Origin of the sequence: Pseudooceanicola marinus, assembly GCF_020177265.1 — a bacterium.
In the GTDB taxonomy this organism is placed as follows: domain Bacteria; phylum Pseudomonadota; class Alphaproteobacteria; order Rhodobacterales; family Rhodobacteraceae; genus Pseudooceanicola; species Pseudooceanicola marinus_A.
In genome coordinates this window covers 154,484-171,762 of record NZ_JAIVMC010000006.1, presented here as the reverse complement: position 1 = coordinate 171,762, position 17,279 = coordinate 154,484, and the positions used below count along the sequence as shown (strand labels likewise).

General features: G+C 66.5%; 10 protein-coding genes. 4 read left to right on the top strand and 6 right to left on the bottom strand.

Features of this window, described 5'->3' with window-relative positions; all coding sequences use genetic code 11:
* Positions 1-64: 64 nt before the first annotated feature.
* Positions 65-1,117 (bottom strand): multiple monosaccharide ABC transporter substrate-binding protein, encoded by a 1,053-nt coding sequence (gene chvE, locus LC066_RS11650; RefSeq protein ID WP_224899105.1) that lies wholly within the window; start codon positions 1,115-1,117, stop codon positions 65-67.
* A 211-nt stretch (positions 1,118-1,328) separates the two neighbouring features.
* Here chvE and LC066_RS11645 point away from each other — a divergent pair, with 211 nt between their 5' ends.
* The 4 genes from LC066_RS11645 (at position 1,329) to LC066_RS11630 (ending at position 11,833) form a co-directional block, all read left to right on the top strand.
* Complete coding sequence (locus tag LC066_RS11645; protein ID WP_318246711.1) at positions 1,329-2,204, top strand: LysR family transcriptional regulator; 876 nt, start codon at positions 1,329-1,331, stop codon at positions 2,202-2,204.
* Between the two features lie 250 nt (positions 2,205-2,454).
* The gene (locus tag LC066_RS11640) at positions 2,455-4,236 is read left to right on the top strand and encodes an alpha/beta fold hydrolase (protein ID WP_224899099.1); all 1,782 of its coding nucleotides are present in this window, start codon (positions 2,455-2,457) and stop codon (positions 4,234-4,236) included.
* A gap of 134 nt (positions 4,237-4,370) precedes the next feature.
* Complete coding sequence (locus tag LC066_RS11635; protein ID WP_224899096.1) at positions 4,371-10,163, top strand: MBG domain-containing protein; 5,793 nt, start codon at positions 4,371-4,373, stop codon at positions 10,161-10,163.
* A 5-nt stretch (positions 10,164-10,168) separates the two neighbouring features.
* The gene (locus LC066_RS11630) at positions 10,169-11,833 is read left to right on the top strand and encodes a ShlB/FhaC/HecB family hemolysin secretion/activation protein (RefSeq protein WP_224899093.1); all 1,665 of its coding nucleotides are present in this window, start codon (positions 10,169-10,171) and stop codon (positions 11,831-11,833) included.
* A gap of 166 nt (positions 11,834-11,999) precedes the next feature.
* Here the strand turns inward: LC066_RS11630 and leuD are convergent, their stop codons facing one another.
* From leuD to LC066_RS11605, 5 genes are all read right to left on the bottom strand, one after another.
* Complete coding sequence (gene leuD, locus LC066_RS11625; RefSeq protein WP_224899090.1) at positions 12,000-12,617, bottom strand: 3-isopropylmalate dehydratase small subunit; 618 nt, start codon at positions 12,615-12,617, stop codon at positions 12,000-12,002.
* On the bottom strand, positions 12,614-13,990 hold the full coding sequence (leuC, locus tag LC066_RS11620; RefSeq protein ID WP_224899087.1) for a 3-isopropylmalate dehydratase large subunit: 1,377 nt from the start codon (positions 13,988-13,990) through the stop codon (positions 12,614-12,616). The genes leuD and leuC overlap by 4 nt, the downstream gene beginning before the upstream one ends.
* A 22-nt stretch (positions 13,991-14,012) precedes the next feature.
* Positions 14,013-15,518, bottom strand: coding sequence for a tripartite tricarboxylate transporter permease (locus tag LC066_RS11615; RefSeq protein ID WP_224899085.1), 1,506 nt, complete (start codon positions 15,516-15,518; stop codon positions 14,013-14,015).
* A gap of 75 nt (positions 15,519-15,593) precedes the next feature.
* Positions 15,594-16,085, bottom strand: coding sequence for a tripartite tricarboxylate transporter TctB family protein (locus tag LC066_RS11610; protein ID WP_222478891.1), 492 nt, complete (start codon positions 16,083-16,085; stop codon positions 15,594-15,596).
* Positions 16,086-16,244: 159 nt separating this feature from the next.
* On the bottom strand, positions 16,245-17,261 hold the full coding sequence (locus tag LC066_RS11605; RefSeq protein ID WP_224899082.1) for a tripartite tricarboxylate transporter substrate binding protein: 1,017 nt from the start codon (positions 17,259-17,261) through the stop codon (positions 16,245-16,247).
* Between the last annotated feature and the right edge of the window lie 18 nt (positions 17,262-17,279).

The window sequence follows — 17,279 nt, the reverse complement described above, 5'->3', positions numbered from 1 at the left end:
TGGCGCACCTGAGGGCCGTGGCGGCCGGTCCGGAAACCGGCCGCGGGCGATCGGGGGGCCGATCTTACTCGAAGGCGTCGGCGGGGTGATAACCGCTGTCGACCACGATTTCCTTCCAGTTGGAACTGTCCACGAGGACCGGTTCCAGCAGGTAGGAGGGGACGACCTTCACGCCGTTGTCGTAGGTCTCGGTGTCGTTGATCTCGGGCTCCGATCCCTCGACCAGCGCCTCGACCATGTCGACGGCGACGCCGGCCAGTTCGCGGGTGTCCTTGAAGACGGTCGAATACTGCTCACCGGCAATGATCGACTTCACCGAGGGCAGTTCGGCGTCCTGGCCGGTGACGATCGGCATTTCCATGTCGCCGGAGCCGTAGCCCACGCCCTTGAGCGAGGACAGGATGCCGATGGACAGCCCGTCGTAGGGCGACAGCACGCCATGCACCATCTCGTCGGTGTAGTAGGCGGACAGCAGGTTATCCATGCGGGCCTGGGCGACGGCCCCGTCCCAACGCAGGGTGCCCACGGTGTCCATGCCCATCTGGCCCGACACGATGTTGATGGTGCCGTCCTCGATCAGCGGGTCCAGGACCGACATGGCGCCGTTGTAGAAGAAGTAGGCGTTGTTGTCGTCCGGGGAGCCGCCGAACAGTTCGACGTTGTAGGGCCCGTCGCCGAAGCGTTCTTCCAGCCCGTCCACCAGCGAGGTGGCCTGCTGCACGCCGACCTGGAAGTTGTCGAAGGTGGCGTAGTAGCTGACGTATTCACTGTCGCGGATCAGGCGGTCATATGAAATGACCGGGATGTCCGCGTAGTAGGCGTTTTCAAGCGCGTTCGACAGGGTGGTGCCGTCGATGGCGGCAATCACCAGCACGTCCACGCCGCGGGTGATCATGTTCTCGATCTGCGCAACCTGGTTCGGAATGTCGTCTTCCGCGTATTGCAGGATGGTTTCAAAGCCAGCCTCCTGCAGTTGCTCCTGCATGGAGTTGCCGTCCGAAATCCAGCGCGCCGAGGACTTGGTCGGCATGGCGATGCCGATCAGACCGTCGGCATAGGCGCCGGTTGCGAACACGAGAGCGGCGGCCGTGCTGGCCGCGAGTGTCTTGAAAGTCATGATCTCCTCCACTTTCACGGCCGGTTTGCCGGGCTTTCCCCCCGGGGCCGCATTATCTGTTTGGTCTCCTCAACCGCGCCTTGGGTAGCCCTTTCGGATCATATCTGTAAAATTCTATTTCTGGCGATTTCCATATCTGGATTGTTATGTTCCATGCTATGCAGGCGCCATGGACCTCATAAAACGCCTCAAACCCATACATTTCAGGCTCGTGGATCAGATCGCCCGGCGCCAGAAGCTGCAGCTTGCGGCGGAGGCGCTGGCGATGTCGCAGCCTGCGGCCAGCCGCATGTTGGCCGATGTCGAGGCCGAACTGGGCGCGCCGCTCTTCGTTCGCCATCCCCGCTGGATGGAGCCTACCCCCGTGGGGGAGACCTTCCTGCGGCACATCCGGGTGATTCTGAGGGAGCTGGAAACGCTGCAGTCCGAGGTCGGCAACCTTGCCGAAGGGCAGGCGGGCGAGATCCGGGTCGGCGCGGTGACCGGGCCGGCCATGGGGTTCCTGATGCCCGCCCTGCGCCAGGTGAAGGCCGAAAGTCCCGACATCGAGGCGACCATCGAGGTGGGCCCCTCGGTCGAGCTGGTGCGCGGTCTGCGCGAAGGTCGGTTCGATTTCATCATTGCCCGCCTGATGCCGGACCAGGACAGCCACGAGTTTCACGTTTACCCCGCCCGGTCCGAAAACGTGGCGCTGATGGTGCGCGAAAGTCATCCGCTGGCCGATCACCGCGCCCTGCCGTTGGACGCGGTGACGGGCTATGAATGGGTGATGCAGGAACGGGGCTCGCCGATCCGCCAGGCGGTCGAGGCGGCCTTCCTGCAATCGGGAACGGCGGTGCCGGGCAATATCTCGAACTCCTCGTCGCTGCTGGTGGTGCTGTCCCTTCTGGCCCATTCCGATGTCATCGCCCCGCAGTCCGAGGAGGTCGCCGAGATCCTTGCGGGAGACAGCCTGGGCGCGAGCCTCGTCGCACTGGACATGGCCGAACGCATCACCGTCTCCCCCTATTTCGTCCTCGCCAACCGGGGTCAGCAACTGCCGCGCGCCACCGAACGCGTGCTTGAGGAGGTTCTGCGGCGGCTTTAGGCGGGATGTGTTCGACTGGAAAGATGTTCGGAACCCCAAGGCGCAAGCAGGCCGGGACGCAGTGCCGTGGCCCGTCGGCTTCAAGTGGCAGCATAAGTTGAGACAGGAAGGCGTCTGAGAATGCGGGGCTCTTCGTTTTAATTGCAGACTTGTGGCTATTCGGAACGGGCCGCTGCTAGGATGAAATCTGGCGTCATGTATGAAAGTTCGAAAGTCCGTAGCGACGGGAAAGCAGTGTTTGGGAGATCTCGTGAACGATAACGCAGTCAATAGTCCCGAGAACGCCAGCGAGTCTTCCCAACGTCTTTCGCCAGCCCACTTCGCGCAGCTCTCGCATTTGATTTACGATCTCGCGCTCGACAATTCGCGCTGGGCGGAAATGGTCGGCCGGATCGAGGCGCTCATTGATGCGGGGGATATCGCCAGTGTCGAGAGCACTCAGGGCCTGGAAGATCTGCGTCGGCACGTCGAGCGTGCCATGGAAATATCGGACCGTCTGAGTGCGGGACGGGATGAGGGCGAGCTTGGCCGCAAGCTGTTGGTCAGCCTGTCGGTGTCTTTTCAGCTCTTTGACAGCGATGGTCAGGAGCTGTCGCCCGAGCTCATGTCGTCCCAGGCCACGGCTGAGACATTTGCAGGTGGGCACGACGGGGAGCGCCGCCCCCGCGACGGGCTTCCGCAGGCGCTGCGCCGCCAGTACGCGACAATGCAGCAGCCCATGCGCCTTACCGCGGACGAGGAGGGGGCGGCGGAAGAAATATTGCTGGGTCCCAATCTGGTGCAAAAGCTCGGGCTGCCTGCGCGCGTGGTCTGGGTACGACTGCGTTTGACGCGGGATCCCCAGCGTATCGCCGCAAACCTCGGGGCGACCTACGGGCTCTCGCCGGGCCGCCGAAAGTTCCTGGGCGCCTTTCTTGAACATGCTGATCTTCGCAAGACCTCAACCGCCGTTGATCTGAGCTATGAAAGCGCGCGCACCTACCTCAAGGATATATGTCAGACGATCGGTCTGTCGGGGCAGACCGAGCTGATCCGCGCCGCCTTGCATAGCCCGCTCTCGGTCTTGAATGCGGATTTTTCCCGGTCGGATGGAGCGTCGGTGCGGCACCAGATCGAACGTCCCGAGGGCGGGGTGATTGAGTATTTCGCGCTTGGGACCCCGGATGGCTACCCGATCATTCACTACGATGCCCTTTCTGGCGTGGGCCTGGATGTGCTGCGGTTCCCGGAGGCTTTCGAGCCGATCCTGAACCGTCTCGGGGCGCGGCTGATTGTTCCCTGTCGGCCGGGGACGTTCCGATCGACCTTCATACGGCGGAAGTCGGCCGCTGGCGATGCGCAGGATGTGGGCCTGTTGTCGGCTGCCCTTGGCATTGATCGTTTCGCGCTTATCAGCAATTCCTTTGGTGCCATCAGCGCGCTGCATGTCGCCGCCGCGTTTCAGGATAGATGTGACCGGGTGGTTCTGGCATCGGTTCACAACCCCGACCGTGGGGCGGAGCGCAGTGCCACGGGGAATTACCTGCACAAGATTTCTGCAGTGATCGGGCGCCGCTCTCCGTTGGTCTTGCGCTGGTTGATACCGTTCCTGTGCAAGTCGGTGATCCAGGACCCCGGCAAGTTCGCGCAGAAGGCCATCGACGAAGCGACCTGCGATCATGAGAAGGCGATCCTCAGCTCGCCGAGCTTGCTCAGGAGCGTGCAGCTGATGCTGGAAGAGCGCACGGCGTCGGGCTTCGAGGGGGTCATCCAGGAACATCGACATATCGGGCGCGACCTCGGGTTCGATCTGGCCGATCTGGATGTGCCGCTGCATCTGTTTCAGGGGGACTGCGACCGGATGAACTCGGTCGAAGGCGCGGTCGCCCTGGCCGAGAAAGCGCCGCGAGCGACGCTGCACATCCTCGAAGGCATGGGCCACTCGATGATCAAGGCCGAATGGGACTGGTTGTTGGCAGCCGCAGCGGGGGCGGACTATGACATTCCCGCCGCAGATCGCCGCGGGCCGCTGGCGGAGGCGCTGGTCGGTTAAATTCCAGCAGGGTCCCCAAATGGGAATTGTTGGAAATTCCGGGCAAAACTAAAAACTTGGTCAGTTTTGAGTTTTGCCTGAGCGGATTTATGACGAATGCTTTCTATCTGAGGAACTACGCATCGCATGCGGCCATGATCGTCATGCTGTGTGCGATGACGGGGACACAGGCTCTGGCCGGCCCAGAAGGCGGGGCGGTCAGCTCGGGTAGTGCGCAGATTTCTTCAAGCGGTGCGGTCACGACGATCCGACAAAGCAGCAATCGCGCCGTCATTGATTGGCAGAGTTTTGACGTTGGAACGCAGGAGGCCATTTCCTACCTTCAGCCGGGTCAGAATGCCGCCATCCTGAACCGGGTGACCGGCGGGGCAGGGGCGTCGCAGATCGACGGCAGTCTTTCGGCAAACGGACAGGTCTTCGTGCTCAACCCGGATGGCGTGGTCATCGGGGAAACGGGCCGGATCGCGTCGCGCGGGGGCTTCGTGGCTTCCTCTCTGGATATCGAGGACACGGCGTTCATGCTGGGGGGGGACCTGCGCCTCAGCGGCGATGACACCGGCGCCGTCATCAATCGGGGTGTGATCGAAAGCGCGGCGGGGGATGTGGTTCTCGTGGCGCCGCGGATCGGCAACTTTGGCACCCTGAAAGCCGAGGCCGGGACAGTGGCCCTGGGCGCAGGGACTTCGGCGTGGCTGCGGCCTGCCGACGACCAGCTTCTGCACATTGACATGGGCCTTCGGGTCGGCGGCCGTGGTGTCGACAACCAGGGCCTGATCGAAAGCGCGCAGGCAGAGCTGAAGGCCGCTGGTGGATCGGTCTATGACCTTGCGATCAATCAGAGCGGAACCGTTCGCGCAACAGGCGTCGAGCGCAAGAACGGGCGTATCCTGCTGAGTTCGGGCGGCGGCTCCGTAAAGGTGTCGGGCACGCAGGAGGCCCGCAATCAGGATGGCTCCGGAGGGGAGATCTACGCCGGTGGCGGGTTCCAGGGGCAGGATGCCGCGATCGCGAATGCCGAGACGCTGACAGTGACGGAGACGGCCGTCTTCGAGGCCTCGGCCAGCGTCGGGGAGGCTGACGGTGGCAGGGTCATCCTGTGGTCTGACGGCCTGACCTCGTTCGAGGGCAGCATCACGGCAACCGGTGGAGCCTCTGGTGGGGACGGCGGGTTTGCCGAGGTCTCCGGACAGCAGCAGCTTGCGTTCAGCCCCGCCCTGGTCGATCTCAGCGCCCAAGCCGGCAGCGTGGGGACCTTGCTGCTGGACCCGGACGATCTGTTGATCGTGGACGTCCGGACACAGGGTGCTGACGCCGACGTCGATGCGGGCAGCGGCACCGTCACCCCGGCGCCTGAGTCGGGCGAATGGGACCCTGACCGGCGCGGGTCCGAGATCTTGGCGGAGACCGTCGAGGGGCTTCTTGCGACGACCAACGTGGTTCTGCAGGCCAGCGGCAGCATCTACGGCATGGCCCCAGTCGTGTCGGCCACTGGCAGCACCAACAACCTGACACTGACAGCTGGCGAAGATATATACCTCCAGAGTTTGATCGACCTTCAGGGCGGGGACTTGTCGCTTCTGGCGCAGGGGCGCATCCAAGGGGCCGAGTACTTTCCCGAGTTCCCGTCCTCCGGCACCGGGGCAATCACGGCCAACAGGATTTCCATCGGGTCCTCCGGCTCTGCGGGGCTTGGGGCTGTCGATCTGGACGGCGTTGCCTTCTCCGCACAGGTGATCGACCTTGATTTCGGCGCCTCCATTTCCGGTGACGTGAGCCTTGGCAACGCCGCGAATGCGATCGGCCAGGTCAACCTGCTGAACGCCCAGGCTGGCGGGTTCTCTGGCGCTTTGAACATCGTCAATGAGGGCGGGGGGCTGAGCGTCAACGGCAGCCTGGCCGGCACCTCCCTGACCGGCCTGTCCATCGTCACCGACGGCGACCTGTCCCTCGGGTCGGACTTCGACCTTTCGGATCCGCTGACCACCGGCGCGTTGGACCTGGTGCTGGCCTCGACCGGCGGCAATATTCTGAGCGAGGCGCCCTCAAGCGCCTTCTCGGGGCTGGACGCCAGTGCCAACCAGCGCCTGCTGGCCTATTCGATCAACAAGGCGGAGACCCGCCTGACGACCGATCTGCCCCTGACGGAGGTCACGCGAGCGGATTATTCCAGCGCCCCGCCGTCGGGCCTGCCCGAGGACGGCATCAGCCGGGTCTTCTACCTGTCCGGTCTGGGAGAGCTGACCCTGACGGCAGACGACCTGAGCCGGGCCTATGGCGACAGCGCCCCGCGCCTGACCTTCTCGGTCGACGGGCTGGCGACCGGCGACACCTTCGGTGGCGTGACCTCCGGCATGCCGTCGCTTTCGGTCGATGCTGGCGTGGACAGCAATGTCGGCTCCTATCAGATCTCGATCAGCCAGGGCGACCTGTCGCTGGAAACGGACACCTACACCGGTTTCACCTTCGTGCCGGGAACCCTCCTGGTCACTCCGGCAGAGCTGATCGCAAGCCCGGTCGAGACCCGGCTGACCTATGGCGACAGCATCGACGGTGTTCCGGTCACCTTCACCGGGTTCCGCAATGGCGATACGGCGGCGGGCCTGGGGCTGGATTCGGCACAGGCCGATGTGCCCGGACTGGGGGAGCTGCCCGATGTGGGGCAGTACGACGCGGTGTTCGGGGAACAGACGGTCGGCAACTACAGGATCGTGGACAACGGGGCGACCGGTGAACTGGTCATCGACCCCCGTGCGCTGACGGTGCGGCTGCGCGATCGGACACGAACCTACGGCGCAAGCCGCAACTTCCTGCCCGCGGATTTCGACGGCCTGGTGCGCGCCTCGCACGAAGATGACTTTGCCGTCACGCAGACCTCTGTCGCAACGCTGGGAAGCGACGTCGGCAGCTACGCAATTTCCGGCACCGTCGCTGGCACCGGCGAGAGTGCGGCGAACTACGACGTTACCGTCATCCCCTCGACGCTGACCATCACGCCGGCGCCCCTGCGGTTCTCCGTCGATGCGACCAGCCGTTTCTACGGGGACGCCAACCCGGACTTCACGGTGACCCCCACCGGGGGGACGACCTGGTTGAACGGCGATGATGTCTCGGATGTCAGCCTGAGTTTCTCGACCACGGCCGGGGTGGGATCGGACGTTGGGACCTACGCGGTCTCGGTCAGTGGAACGGCACGGAACTACACGATTGAAACCTCGCAGAGCAGCGCCGCGCTGACAGTCACGCCGGCGCCCCTGATCGTCACCGCCGACGACCTGACCAAGGTCTACGGCGAAACGGCGGATGGCAGCTGGCTGGACGTCGACGTCACCGGGTTGAAGCTGTCGGACACGGTCGCGGATCTCGGGCCGTTTCAGGCCAACTCGGACGGGTTCGGGGCGCGGGCAGACGTGGTGCCCGATGGCTACGCGGTGCGCATCACCGGGGTGAGCAATGGCAACTACGTCATTGCCTCGGCCAACATGCCGACGCTGGATGTGACCCCGGCCACGCTGGACCTGAGCGTCGGCGATGCCAGCCGGGCCTATGGCGACAGCGCCTTCACTGTAACGGGGACCACGGCCGACGGGTTGATGGCCTGGGACAGCCTGGCAGACCTCGGGCTGGTCTATACCTCTGACATTTCCGACCGTTTCCTCGATGCGGGCGAGACACGGGCCATCGATGCGGCCCTTGGCGCAGGTGTGACCAACTACCGCCTCGGAAGCGTCAGCCAGGGGACGGCCACGGTCACCCGGCGACAGGTGCAGGGGGTGATCAATTCCTTCGAACGCTACTTCGGTGCGACGCGGACCCCCAATCTGCTGGTCCTGGGGCTGGTCAACGGCGACACCCAGGACGATATCGACGGGTTCAGCTTCGATGGCCTTCATGACGTCGCCCTGACCGATGTCGGGGAGTATACCGTCACCGGCACGATCCAGGACGACAACTACGAGCTGGTGTCCCCGGCGCAGGGGACGATGACGATCCTGCCGCGCCTGATCACGGTGGTGGTGCCGCGGCAGTTCCGGACCTACGGCGACACCGATGCCCTGCAGATCGAGATCGGCAACATGGCGCCGGGTCATGACCTGGCCGATGTGTTGAACGGTGGTGGCTTCCACAGTGACGGCGCCGATCCCACTGCCAATGTCGGCACCTACGAGGTGACGGGCGGTTTCTACAACCCCAACTACGAGGTTCAGACCCAGGTGCTGGGCGACGTGGTCGTGCAGCCCGCACCCCTGACGATCCGCATGAGCGACGTGACCGTCGCCTATGGTGGCACGCCCGAGGCCAGCTACACGCTGGAGGGGCTGAGGAACGGCGACCAGCAGATCAACATCTTCCAGGGCATCACGCCGGACTACCGGATGAGCTCCCTCGAACTGCCGGACGGAGTGAAGGAGAACATGGTCTGGGCCGACTACGTGCCCCAGGTCTCCCCCGATGGCTGGATGCCGCTGTCGAACTACAGCCTGTCCATCATCGGCGGCTCGATGGAAGTCGTGCGGCGGGAGATCATCATCGCCGCGCAGGATATCCTGCGCGAGCTGCAGGGCGACTGGCAGCGGGAAGAGCTTTACCCCGGCCTGGTCTACGCAGGCGGCACCCTTCTGGACGGACAACTGGTGAACGGCAATGCTCTGGGCCTGGTCTATAACGGTGACTTTCGCTCCCTCGTCCCGGGTCAGACGGCCGAGGACGTGCTGGAGGTGGCGGTCGCCCTGGACGGCAGAGTGGACCCGGATGCGGACCGCAAGTACGACATCTCGGTCGTCGGCGAACTGGGGGACGTGATCACCAGGGACACCCAGGTGATCCAGCCCATCGACGTGGGCGGCGGCGAGATCGAAAGCACCACGACCACCTATACCATGGATACCAAGATATTCACCGATGCCGAGGGCAACATCGTGGATGCCGAGGTCTGCGAGAATCTGGGCAAGACCATGGTCGATGGAATCTGCGACATGGGCAGCAACGAGATCGAGGTGAACAAGGCGCCCGACGTGGTGTCTCCGCTGACGGCGGGGCTGATGGAGGATCTGACGTCCGAGCCTTCGGATACGCTGGTCGAGGTGTTCTCGGCTTACCTGGCTTCGGCCATTAGTTCCGGTGCGGTCGACACCGACATGATCTACCTGCTGGACGACCTGAAGAACGGGCGGATCGACGCGGCCACCTTCATGGGCCGGGCGCTTGCTGATCCGGAGGCGGCCATGGTCATGACGGATGCCATCGACGGCTACGTGCAGGCCCTGGTGAACGCCGATCCCGCCGATCTGACAGAGGCCGAGACCTTGCTGCGCGGGCGCTACGAATATCGCGCACGCCGCATGGCGGAAAGGATGTACTGGGACCTGGTTGTCGCCAAGGCGGAGGACGATGCCCGCCGCGCCTCCGCGGATGCCACGCTGGGGGGCATGGTCGCCAGGGCGCCGGCCGGGTACGTGCTGGACGGTGTGCTGGGCGACTACTCACGTGATCTGGGCGACCAGCTGCTCGCGATCTCGGGCGGGGCCGGCGCGGCCGCCTTCGCCGGGGGCACGACGGCCGTCCCGATCGCCTTCGTCGCGAACACGGCGGCGCAGGCAGCGCCCCTGGGCGCGATCATCCTGAACAAGGCTTCGACCGAGGCGGCCGTCGCCGCAGCCCATGTCGCCCTGAACAAGATGTCCGCGATCCTAGGTGGCGGCATTTCATCCTCGGCGGCGGGCGTGGCCGGTGGGGTCTTCCTGACCGCGGCCGTCATCGGTGTGCAGAGCGGTATCGCGCAGGCAACGGCGGCCAACCGCGAGGCGGAACTGGAAAGCTTCATGGCGCGGCTGAATCCATCGAGTTTCGACCCGGCCAACGTGCCTCCGGCACTGCACTCCCTGATCATGAGCGAACTGGCCACTGGCGCCAACCTGGGCGGGAACTGAAGTCTATGGAGAACACCATGAACCGCCGGCTTCCGGCCCTGCTCTGTGCCGGCCTCCTGGCGCTCGTCCCGGCCGCCCCCCTGTCTGCGCAGCAGCCCGGGGTGGCCCAACTGGCCGCCCTTTCCGGGGAAGAGAAGCTATTGCCGGTGCTCAACGGCCTGCGGCTGGTGGCCGTGGCGCCGGGCAGCACCGCGAGCCGTCAGACCGGGGTGGAGATCGCCCCGCGCCTGCAGGCGCCCGAGGAGGAACGGCTTGCCGCCCGGCTGCGGCAATCCCTTGGGCAGCCCGCCTCCCTGGAAAGCCTAAATCGCCTGGTTGCAGCGGTGCGCGATCACTTCCGTGACACGGGCTACCCCTTCACCCTGGTGACGCTGCCCGCGCAGGACATCACCCACGGTACGGTGGCGATCCTGGTTCAGCCCTCACGGTTGGCACAGGCCCCGGCGGTGGATGGTGCCGAGTATTTCAAGGTTGATGCGTATCGCCGCGCCATACGCGTGCAGCCCGGACAGACCATCAACGCCGAAACCCTGGAAGCGGATGTCGCGTTGCTGAATGCCAACCCCTATCGCGATGTGCGGCTTGTCTCGTCGCCGGGCCCGGAGCCCGCCACCACGGCGCTGACCCTGGTGACGCAAGAGCAGCGGCCCTATGAGTTCACGCTGGGGGTCACTACGGACGTTTTCGATGGTGAGACGAGCACAATCCTGAACGGCAGCGCGGTCTTCGGAAATGTGCTGGGGACAGGGGACGTGCTGCGCTACGATCTGGGGGCAGATCCGGACAATTCGACCTCGGTCTCTCATACCCTGACATTCGATCATTTCATGCGGGGCGGGCGACGGCTTCAGGCATCGGCCTACTATACGGAGCCGAGGAATGAGTTCGCCGGAGTCTTCCGACAGGTTCAGTCGACGTCGCGATTTGGCCTGACCTATCACGCGCCACGCCCCCGCACGACAGCCGGAGAACGGCAGGACTGGTATGTCGGCGTAGAGGTCGCCAGAGAGGAATACGAGCTTCAATTCGCGGGTATTCCGGTGTCGCGCACCGATGTGGATCTGGTCTACCTCAAGGCCGGTTGGAGCCGCGCGCGGCGGCTGGAGCAAGGGCAGCGCAGCTACGGGGTGGATCTGCTGCTGAGCCCGGGTGGTCTGAGCGGCGGAAATTCCGACGCCCGTTTCGATGCCGCGAGGTCCGGGGCCACGGCTGACTATGCCATCCTGCGGCCGCACTTCTCGCAGGCAATGGCGCTGCCGGCTGTTGGCACCTGGTCGATGTCCGTGCGTGGACAGATTGCGACGGGCGAGCTGTTGCAGTCTCAGCAATTCAATGCGGTGTCCAGCAACTCGGTGAGGTTGGGGGATGTGTCTGTCTACGGAGATCACGGTGTCGCGGTGCAAAACACCCTGACCCTGTCCGACTGGACCGTCGGCAGCTGGCGCGTCACGCCGCAGCTGATGGGGGATGTCGCCGCCGTTCGCTGGGCCGGGAATATCTCGGATGGCCTGCGGAAGACGCGACTGGCGGTCGGTCTTGGCGCCGGTATCACGACCGATATTGCGGGGCGCGCAACGCTGTCGCTGAATGCAGGGCGGTTGTGGTGGCAAGCCCCCAGTGAAACGCGCAGCGAGTTCGCCCTGTCGCTGAGTTTGAACGTCGGGCTTTGAGTGACGCAAGTGTCATGAACATTCCGGAGTGCCAGTGCTCGGTGGTGTCAAAGCGAGTTCGCCGCTGGCGTCTCCAGCGGCGAACGCACTCTTTTGCGATGGTTGCGGGACGCCTGCACCCGAGGCGGGGCATGGGACCGCGCCTGACGCGTCGCGGTTCAGATGGTCAGGCGCGGGGCGCCGGGCGCAGCCAGGGGGCATCGGCGAAATGCCGGGCCTCGAAGGCAGCAATGCGGTCCTCGTCCTGCAGCGTCGCCGACAGGTCATCGAGACCGTTCAGCAGCCGGTGCTTCAGCCGCTCGTCGATCTCGAAGGGCAGGGTGTGGTTGCCGATGGTCACGGTCTGGGCGGGCAGGTCGACCTGGGCGGGCGTGCCCGGCGCCTCCTTCAGCTGGGCCAGAAGGGCCGTCACCTCCGCCTCGGGCAGGGGGATCGTCAGCAGCCCGTTCTTGCCCGCGTTGTTGCGGAAGATGTCCGCGAAGGAGGTCGAGATCACCGCCTCCACCCCGTAGTCGACCAGCGCATAGACCGCCGCTTCGCGCGAGGAGCCGCAGCCGAAGTTGTCGCCGGCGACCAGCACTGAGGGCGGCATGTCCAGCGCGTTCAGCGGGAAGTCGAGGGCGGGGCCGCCGTTTTCGTCGAAGCGCAGATCGTGGAAGCACTGATCGCCGTAGCCCTCGCTGCGCGAGCGGCTCATGAACCGGGCCGGGATGATCTGGTCGGTGTCGACATTGGCCAGGGGCAGGGCGGCGGCGGGGCCGGTGATGCGGGTGATCGGCTTCATGCGGGCGTCTCCTCTGCCAACAGGGTGCGGGCGTCGGTGATGCGCCCCGTCACGGCGGCGGCGGCGACCATCTCGGGGCTCATCAGGTGGGTGCGGGCGCCCGGGCCCTGGCGGCCCCGGAAGTTGCGGTTCGAGGTGGAGGCGCAGCGTTCGCCGGGCGCCACCTGGTCGCCGTTCATCCCGACGCAGAGCGAGCAGCCGCTGGCGCCCCATTCCGCCCCGGCGGCGCGGAAGACCTCGGCGGTGCCATCCGCCTCGGCTGCGCGCGCCACGGCGTCGGAGCCGGGGGAGACCAGCAGCGGCACGGTGACACGGCGGCCCTTCAGCACGCGCGCGGCGGCCTGCAGGTCGATCAGCCGGCCATTGGTGCAGGACCCGATGAAGGCGCGATCGACGGGCGTGCCGGCGACCGGCGCCCCGGCTTCCAGCCCCATGTAGTCCAGCGTGCCCGCCTCGGCGTCGCCGGGCACCGTGCCGTCCACGGGGGCGACATGCTCGGGGCTGGTGCCCCAGGTGACCATGGGCGCGACCTCGGCCCCGTCCATGGTGAAACTGCGGTCATATGTGGCGCCCGCGTCCGGGGCCAGGGCGCGCCAGCTTTCGACGGCGGCGTCCCAGTCGGTGCCCTCGGGGGCCAGGGGTCGGCCCTTCAGCCAGGCGAAGGTCGTGTCATCGGGGGGCACCAGGCCCGACCGCGCGCCCATCTCGATGGTCATGTTGCACAGCGTCATCCGCTCTTCCATCGACAGGGCGGCGATGGCGGTGCCGCCGTATTCCACCGCGTGGCCCGTCGCCCCGCCGGTGCCGATGCGGCCGATGATCGCCAGCGCCAGGTCCTTGGCGGTGGTGCCGGCGGGCAGGCGGCCCGTCACCTCGATCCGCATGACGGGGACGGGTTTCTGCCACAGGCATTGCGTCGCCATCACATGCGCCACTTCCGAGGCGCCGATACCAAAGGCGAAGGCCCCGAAGGCGCCGTGGGTGGCGGTGTGGCTGTCGCCGCAGACGATGGTCACGCCGGGCAGGGTCAGCCCCTGTTCGGGCATGGCCACATGGACGATACCGCGCCGCGGGTCGCCGATGTCGAAGCTGTCGATGCCGAAATCCGCCGCGTTCCGGCGCAGGCGCGAGATCATCGTGGCCGTCACATCCGTGGCCCGCGCCTCCGACGACGGCGCATAGTGGTCGGCCACGCCGAAGGTCAGCTCCGGGTGGCGCAGCTGGCGGCCCGCCTCGCGCATGCGGGCGAAGGCGTGGTGCGATCCCTCGTGCAGGAAATGCCGGTCGATGTAGAGCAGGTCGCTGCCGTCCTCGGACAGGACACGATGCGCGTCGCGGATCTTCTCGACGGTGTTGCGGGGCGTCTGGGTCATCTCTGTCTCCTAGAGCCTGGCGTCAGCGGGCGGGGCTGTGGGCGCGACCGTAGGCGCGGGTGATCAGCAGGGCGGCCATGACCAGCACCAGCGCGGCCAGCATGACCAGGGTGATCGGGCGGCCCAGCAGGAAGGCCGGGTCCCCGGCCGAGATCTGCCAGCTGCGGGTCAGCTCGCCCTCGGCCATCGGGCCGATCAGCAGGCCCACCACGGTCGCCGTCACCGGATAGCCGTAGCGCCGCATCACCCAGCCAAGCGCCCCTGCGCCCGCCACGGTCAGCGGCCCCACCATGGACCCGGTGATCGCGTAGGTGCCCATCATCGAGATCGCCAATACGAAGGGGATCAGGTAGCTCAGCCGGATCTTCACGATGGAGCTGGCCAGGAAGACGAAGACCATGCCGACGGCGATCAGCAGGATCGACTGGACGATATTGCCCAGGATCAGCGCGTAGACGATGTCGGTGTTGTCGGAGATGAAGCGCGGGCCGCCGGTGACGTTGTGCATGGCGAAGGCGCCCAGCAGGATTGCCGTGCCCGCCCCGCCCGGCAGGCCGAGGGCCAGCAGGGTCACCATGCCGCCCCCCTCGGAGGAGGAGTTCGCGGCCTCAGAGGCGACGACGCCCTCGGGGTTGCCGCGGCCGAAGCTTTCGGGCGCGCCGGAGAGGTTCTTGGCCGCCGCGTAGGAGGCCAGGTTGGCGACCGAGGCGCCGACGCCCGGGATGATGCCGATGGCCGTGCCGATGGCCGAGCCGCGCAGCACCCGCGGCCAGCCGCGCAGGGTGGCCCCGGCGCCCGCCAGGATCGGTTTCAGCCGCACCCGGCGCAGCGCACTGTCGGAGATCAGGTAGTCGCGCCCCGTCATGCCGATCAGTTCCGAGGCGGCGAAGAGGCCGATCAGCGCCGGGATCGCGGGGATGCCGTCCAGCAGGTACATCGACCCGAAGGTGCCGCGCATCAGCCCGGTGTTGGAATAGCCGATGGTCGAGATCAGGATGCCGAGGATACCCGCCGCCAGGCCCTTGGCGACCGAGCTGTCGTTCAGCACCGCGATCAGCAGCAGGCCCCAGATCGCCACCACCAGCATCTCGGTCGGGCCCAGCATCAGCACCCATTGCGACACCGGCCCCACCAGGAACATCAGGATGATGTAGCCGAACAGCGTGCCCACGGCCGAGGCGATCAGCCCCGCGCCCAGGGCCTCGCCGTGCTGGCCCTTCTTCGACATCGGGTAGCCGTCGAAGGAGGTCGCCACGGCCGAGGAGGTGCCGGGGATGTTCATCAGGATCGCCGGCACCGCGCCGCCGAAACCACCGCCGGTGAAGATCGCGGTGAGGAACAGGATCGCCGGCAGGAAGTCCATGTAGAGCGTGGCAGGCAAAAAGACCGCCATGGCGATGGAGATCGACAGGCCGGGGATCGCGCCGAAGATCAGCCCGATGAAGAGGCCGGGGATCACCACCAGCCAGGCCAGCGGGTCGCTGCCGAGAAGCGACAGGGCGTCCGAAAGTGCAGTGAAGTCGATCATGGGGTCAGGTCCCGAAGGGTTGTCTTTGGCCGGACCCGGCGCCGGGCGCCGGGTGCGAATGTCTGGGGCGGGGGATCAGAACAGGGTGACGGGCATGCGCACCGCCAGCAGGTCGACGAAGACCCAGGTGATCAGCGCCGCGCCGGGCAGGGCCGCGACGGCGATCTTCCACCAGCTGCGTTCCCCCTGCAGCAGCAGGGCCAGGGCGATGAACAGCGCGGTGGCGATGTCGAAGCCCAGGAAGGGGGCGGAACAGGCGTAGAGCACCGTCAGCACCAGCAGCGCGATCGGTTTCACCTCCTCGCGCAGGCTGCGCCGGGTCAGGGCGGCCAGTCCCTTCGCGGGGCGCAGGTCGGCCAGCCCGGCCCAGAGGGCGGCGGCCACGCCGATCACGGCGGCGGGCAGGATCAGCAGGTAGTCTGTCAGGTTGCGGGCGATGTCCATCACCGACCAGGCGTAGAAGACCATGGCGCCGGCCAGCACGAGGGCAAAGACCAGGGCGCCCCAGCGTCGGCGCGTCGGCGTCTCCTCCGGCTGCGCGGCGCTCATCTGCATGTCATCGGCCATCCTGCGGCCCCTCCCTCATGTCCTGCGTGATGCCGCCCGTGCGGCGTCCGGCCCGGAGCCGGAAGGCCCGCCCGCCGCACGGGATGCGCGGCGGGCGGGCTTTGGGTGCTCCGGGCCGGCTCGAGGACCGGCCCGGGGGCTGCGATGCTGCGCGCGGGATCAGTTCACCACGTCCGACAGCTCCGACAGGGCGGAGAAGGCGTCGTCGACCAGCTGCTGGCTGGCCTCGGGGCCGACCCAGTCGGCGCCCACGCCCGCTTCGGCGGCGGCGGCCTTGTAGTCCTCCGAGGTGACCACGGCTTCATAGGCCGCGACCAGCTTGGAATAGCGCTCGGGGTAGTCGCTCTCGAAGGCGGCGGGCACCAGCAGGCCGGTCACGTTGCCGCCGATGATCGGCTGACGCTCGGCGCCCAGCTCTTCCAGGGCGTCGTTCAGCAGCGGCGCGTCCATCTCGTCGGGGTTGCTGTCGTTGACCACGGCCAGGACGCGCAGGCTGTCCATGATCGAGGCGGCACCGCGCGCGGCCAGGATCTCGAAATCGACCTGGTTGCCGGCCAGCGCGGTGCGCAGCGGAGCGCCGCCGTCATAGGTGACGAAACGCACGTTGTCCTGCGGGATCTCCAGCGCGTCCATGGCGACCAGGGTCTGCAGGTGGCCACCGTTGCCATAGATGATGCCCGAGGACACGGCGCCCGGTTCCTTCATCGCCTCGACCAGCTGGTCGAAGGTCTCATAGGGGCTGTCCTGGTGCACGGCGACGATGGCGTAGTCGTTCCACTGCGCGTTGAGGAAGCGGAAGTCCTCCCATTGCACCGGGGCGCCGCCGACCAGGATGGCGTTCGCCAGGTAGGGGGTGGCCTGCATCAGCAGCAGGGTGTTGCCGTCCGGATCGGACTGGCGCGCGACATAGGTGGCGCCCAGGCCACCGGCGCCGCCTGGGCGGTTCTCGACCACCACGGGCACGCCCAGTTCCTCGGACAGCGGATCGGTCAGGGTGCGCGCCATGCGGTCGGCGGAGCCGCCGGCGTTGAAGGGCACGACGATGGTGATCGGATCTTCGGGCCAGTCGGTCTGGGCCGTGGCCTGGCCCGCGGTCAGCGACAGGCCGGCCACGACCAGCGTGGCGGCTGCGACGGCAAGAAAGCGGCGGCGCGGGGCCCCGGTCATAGTGAACATGGTTTCCTCCCAAATGCT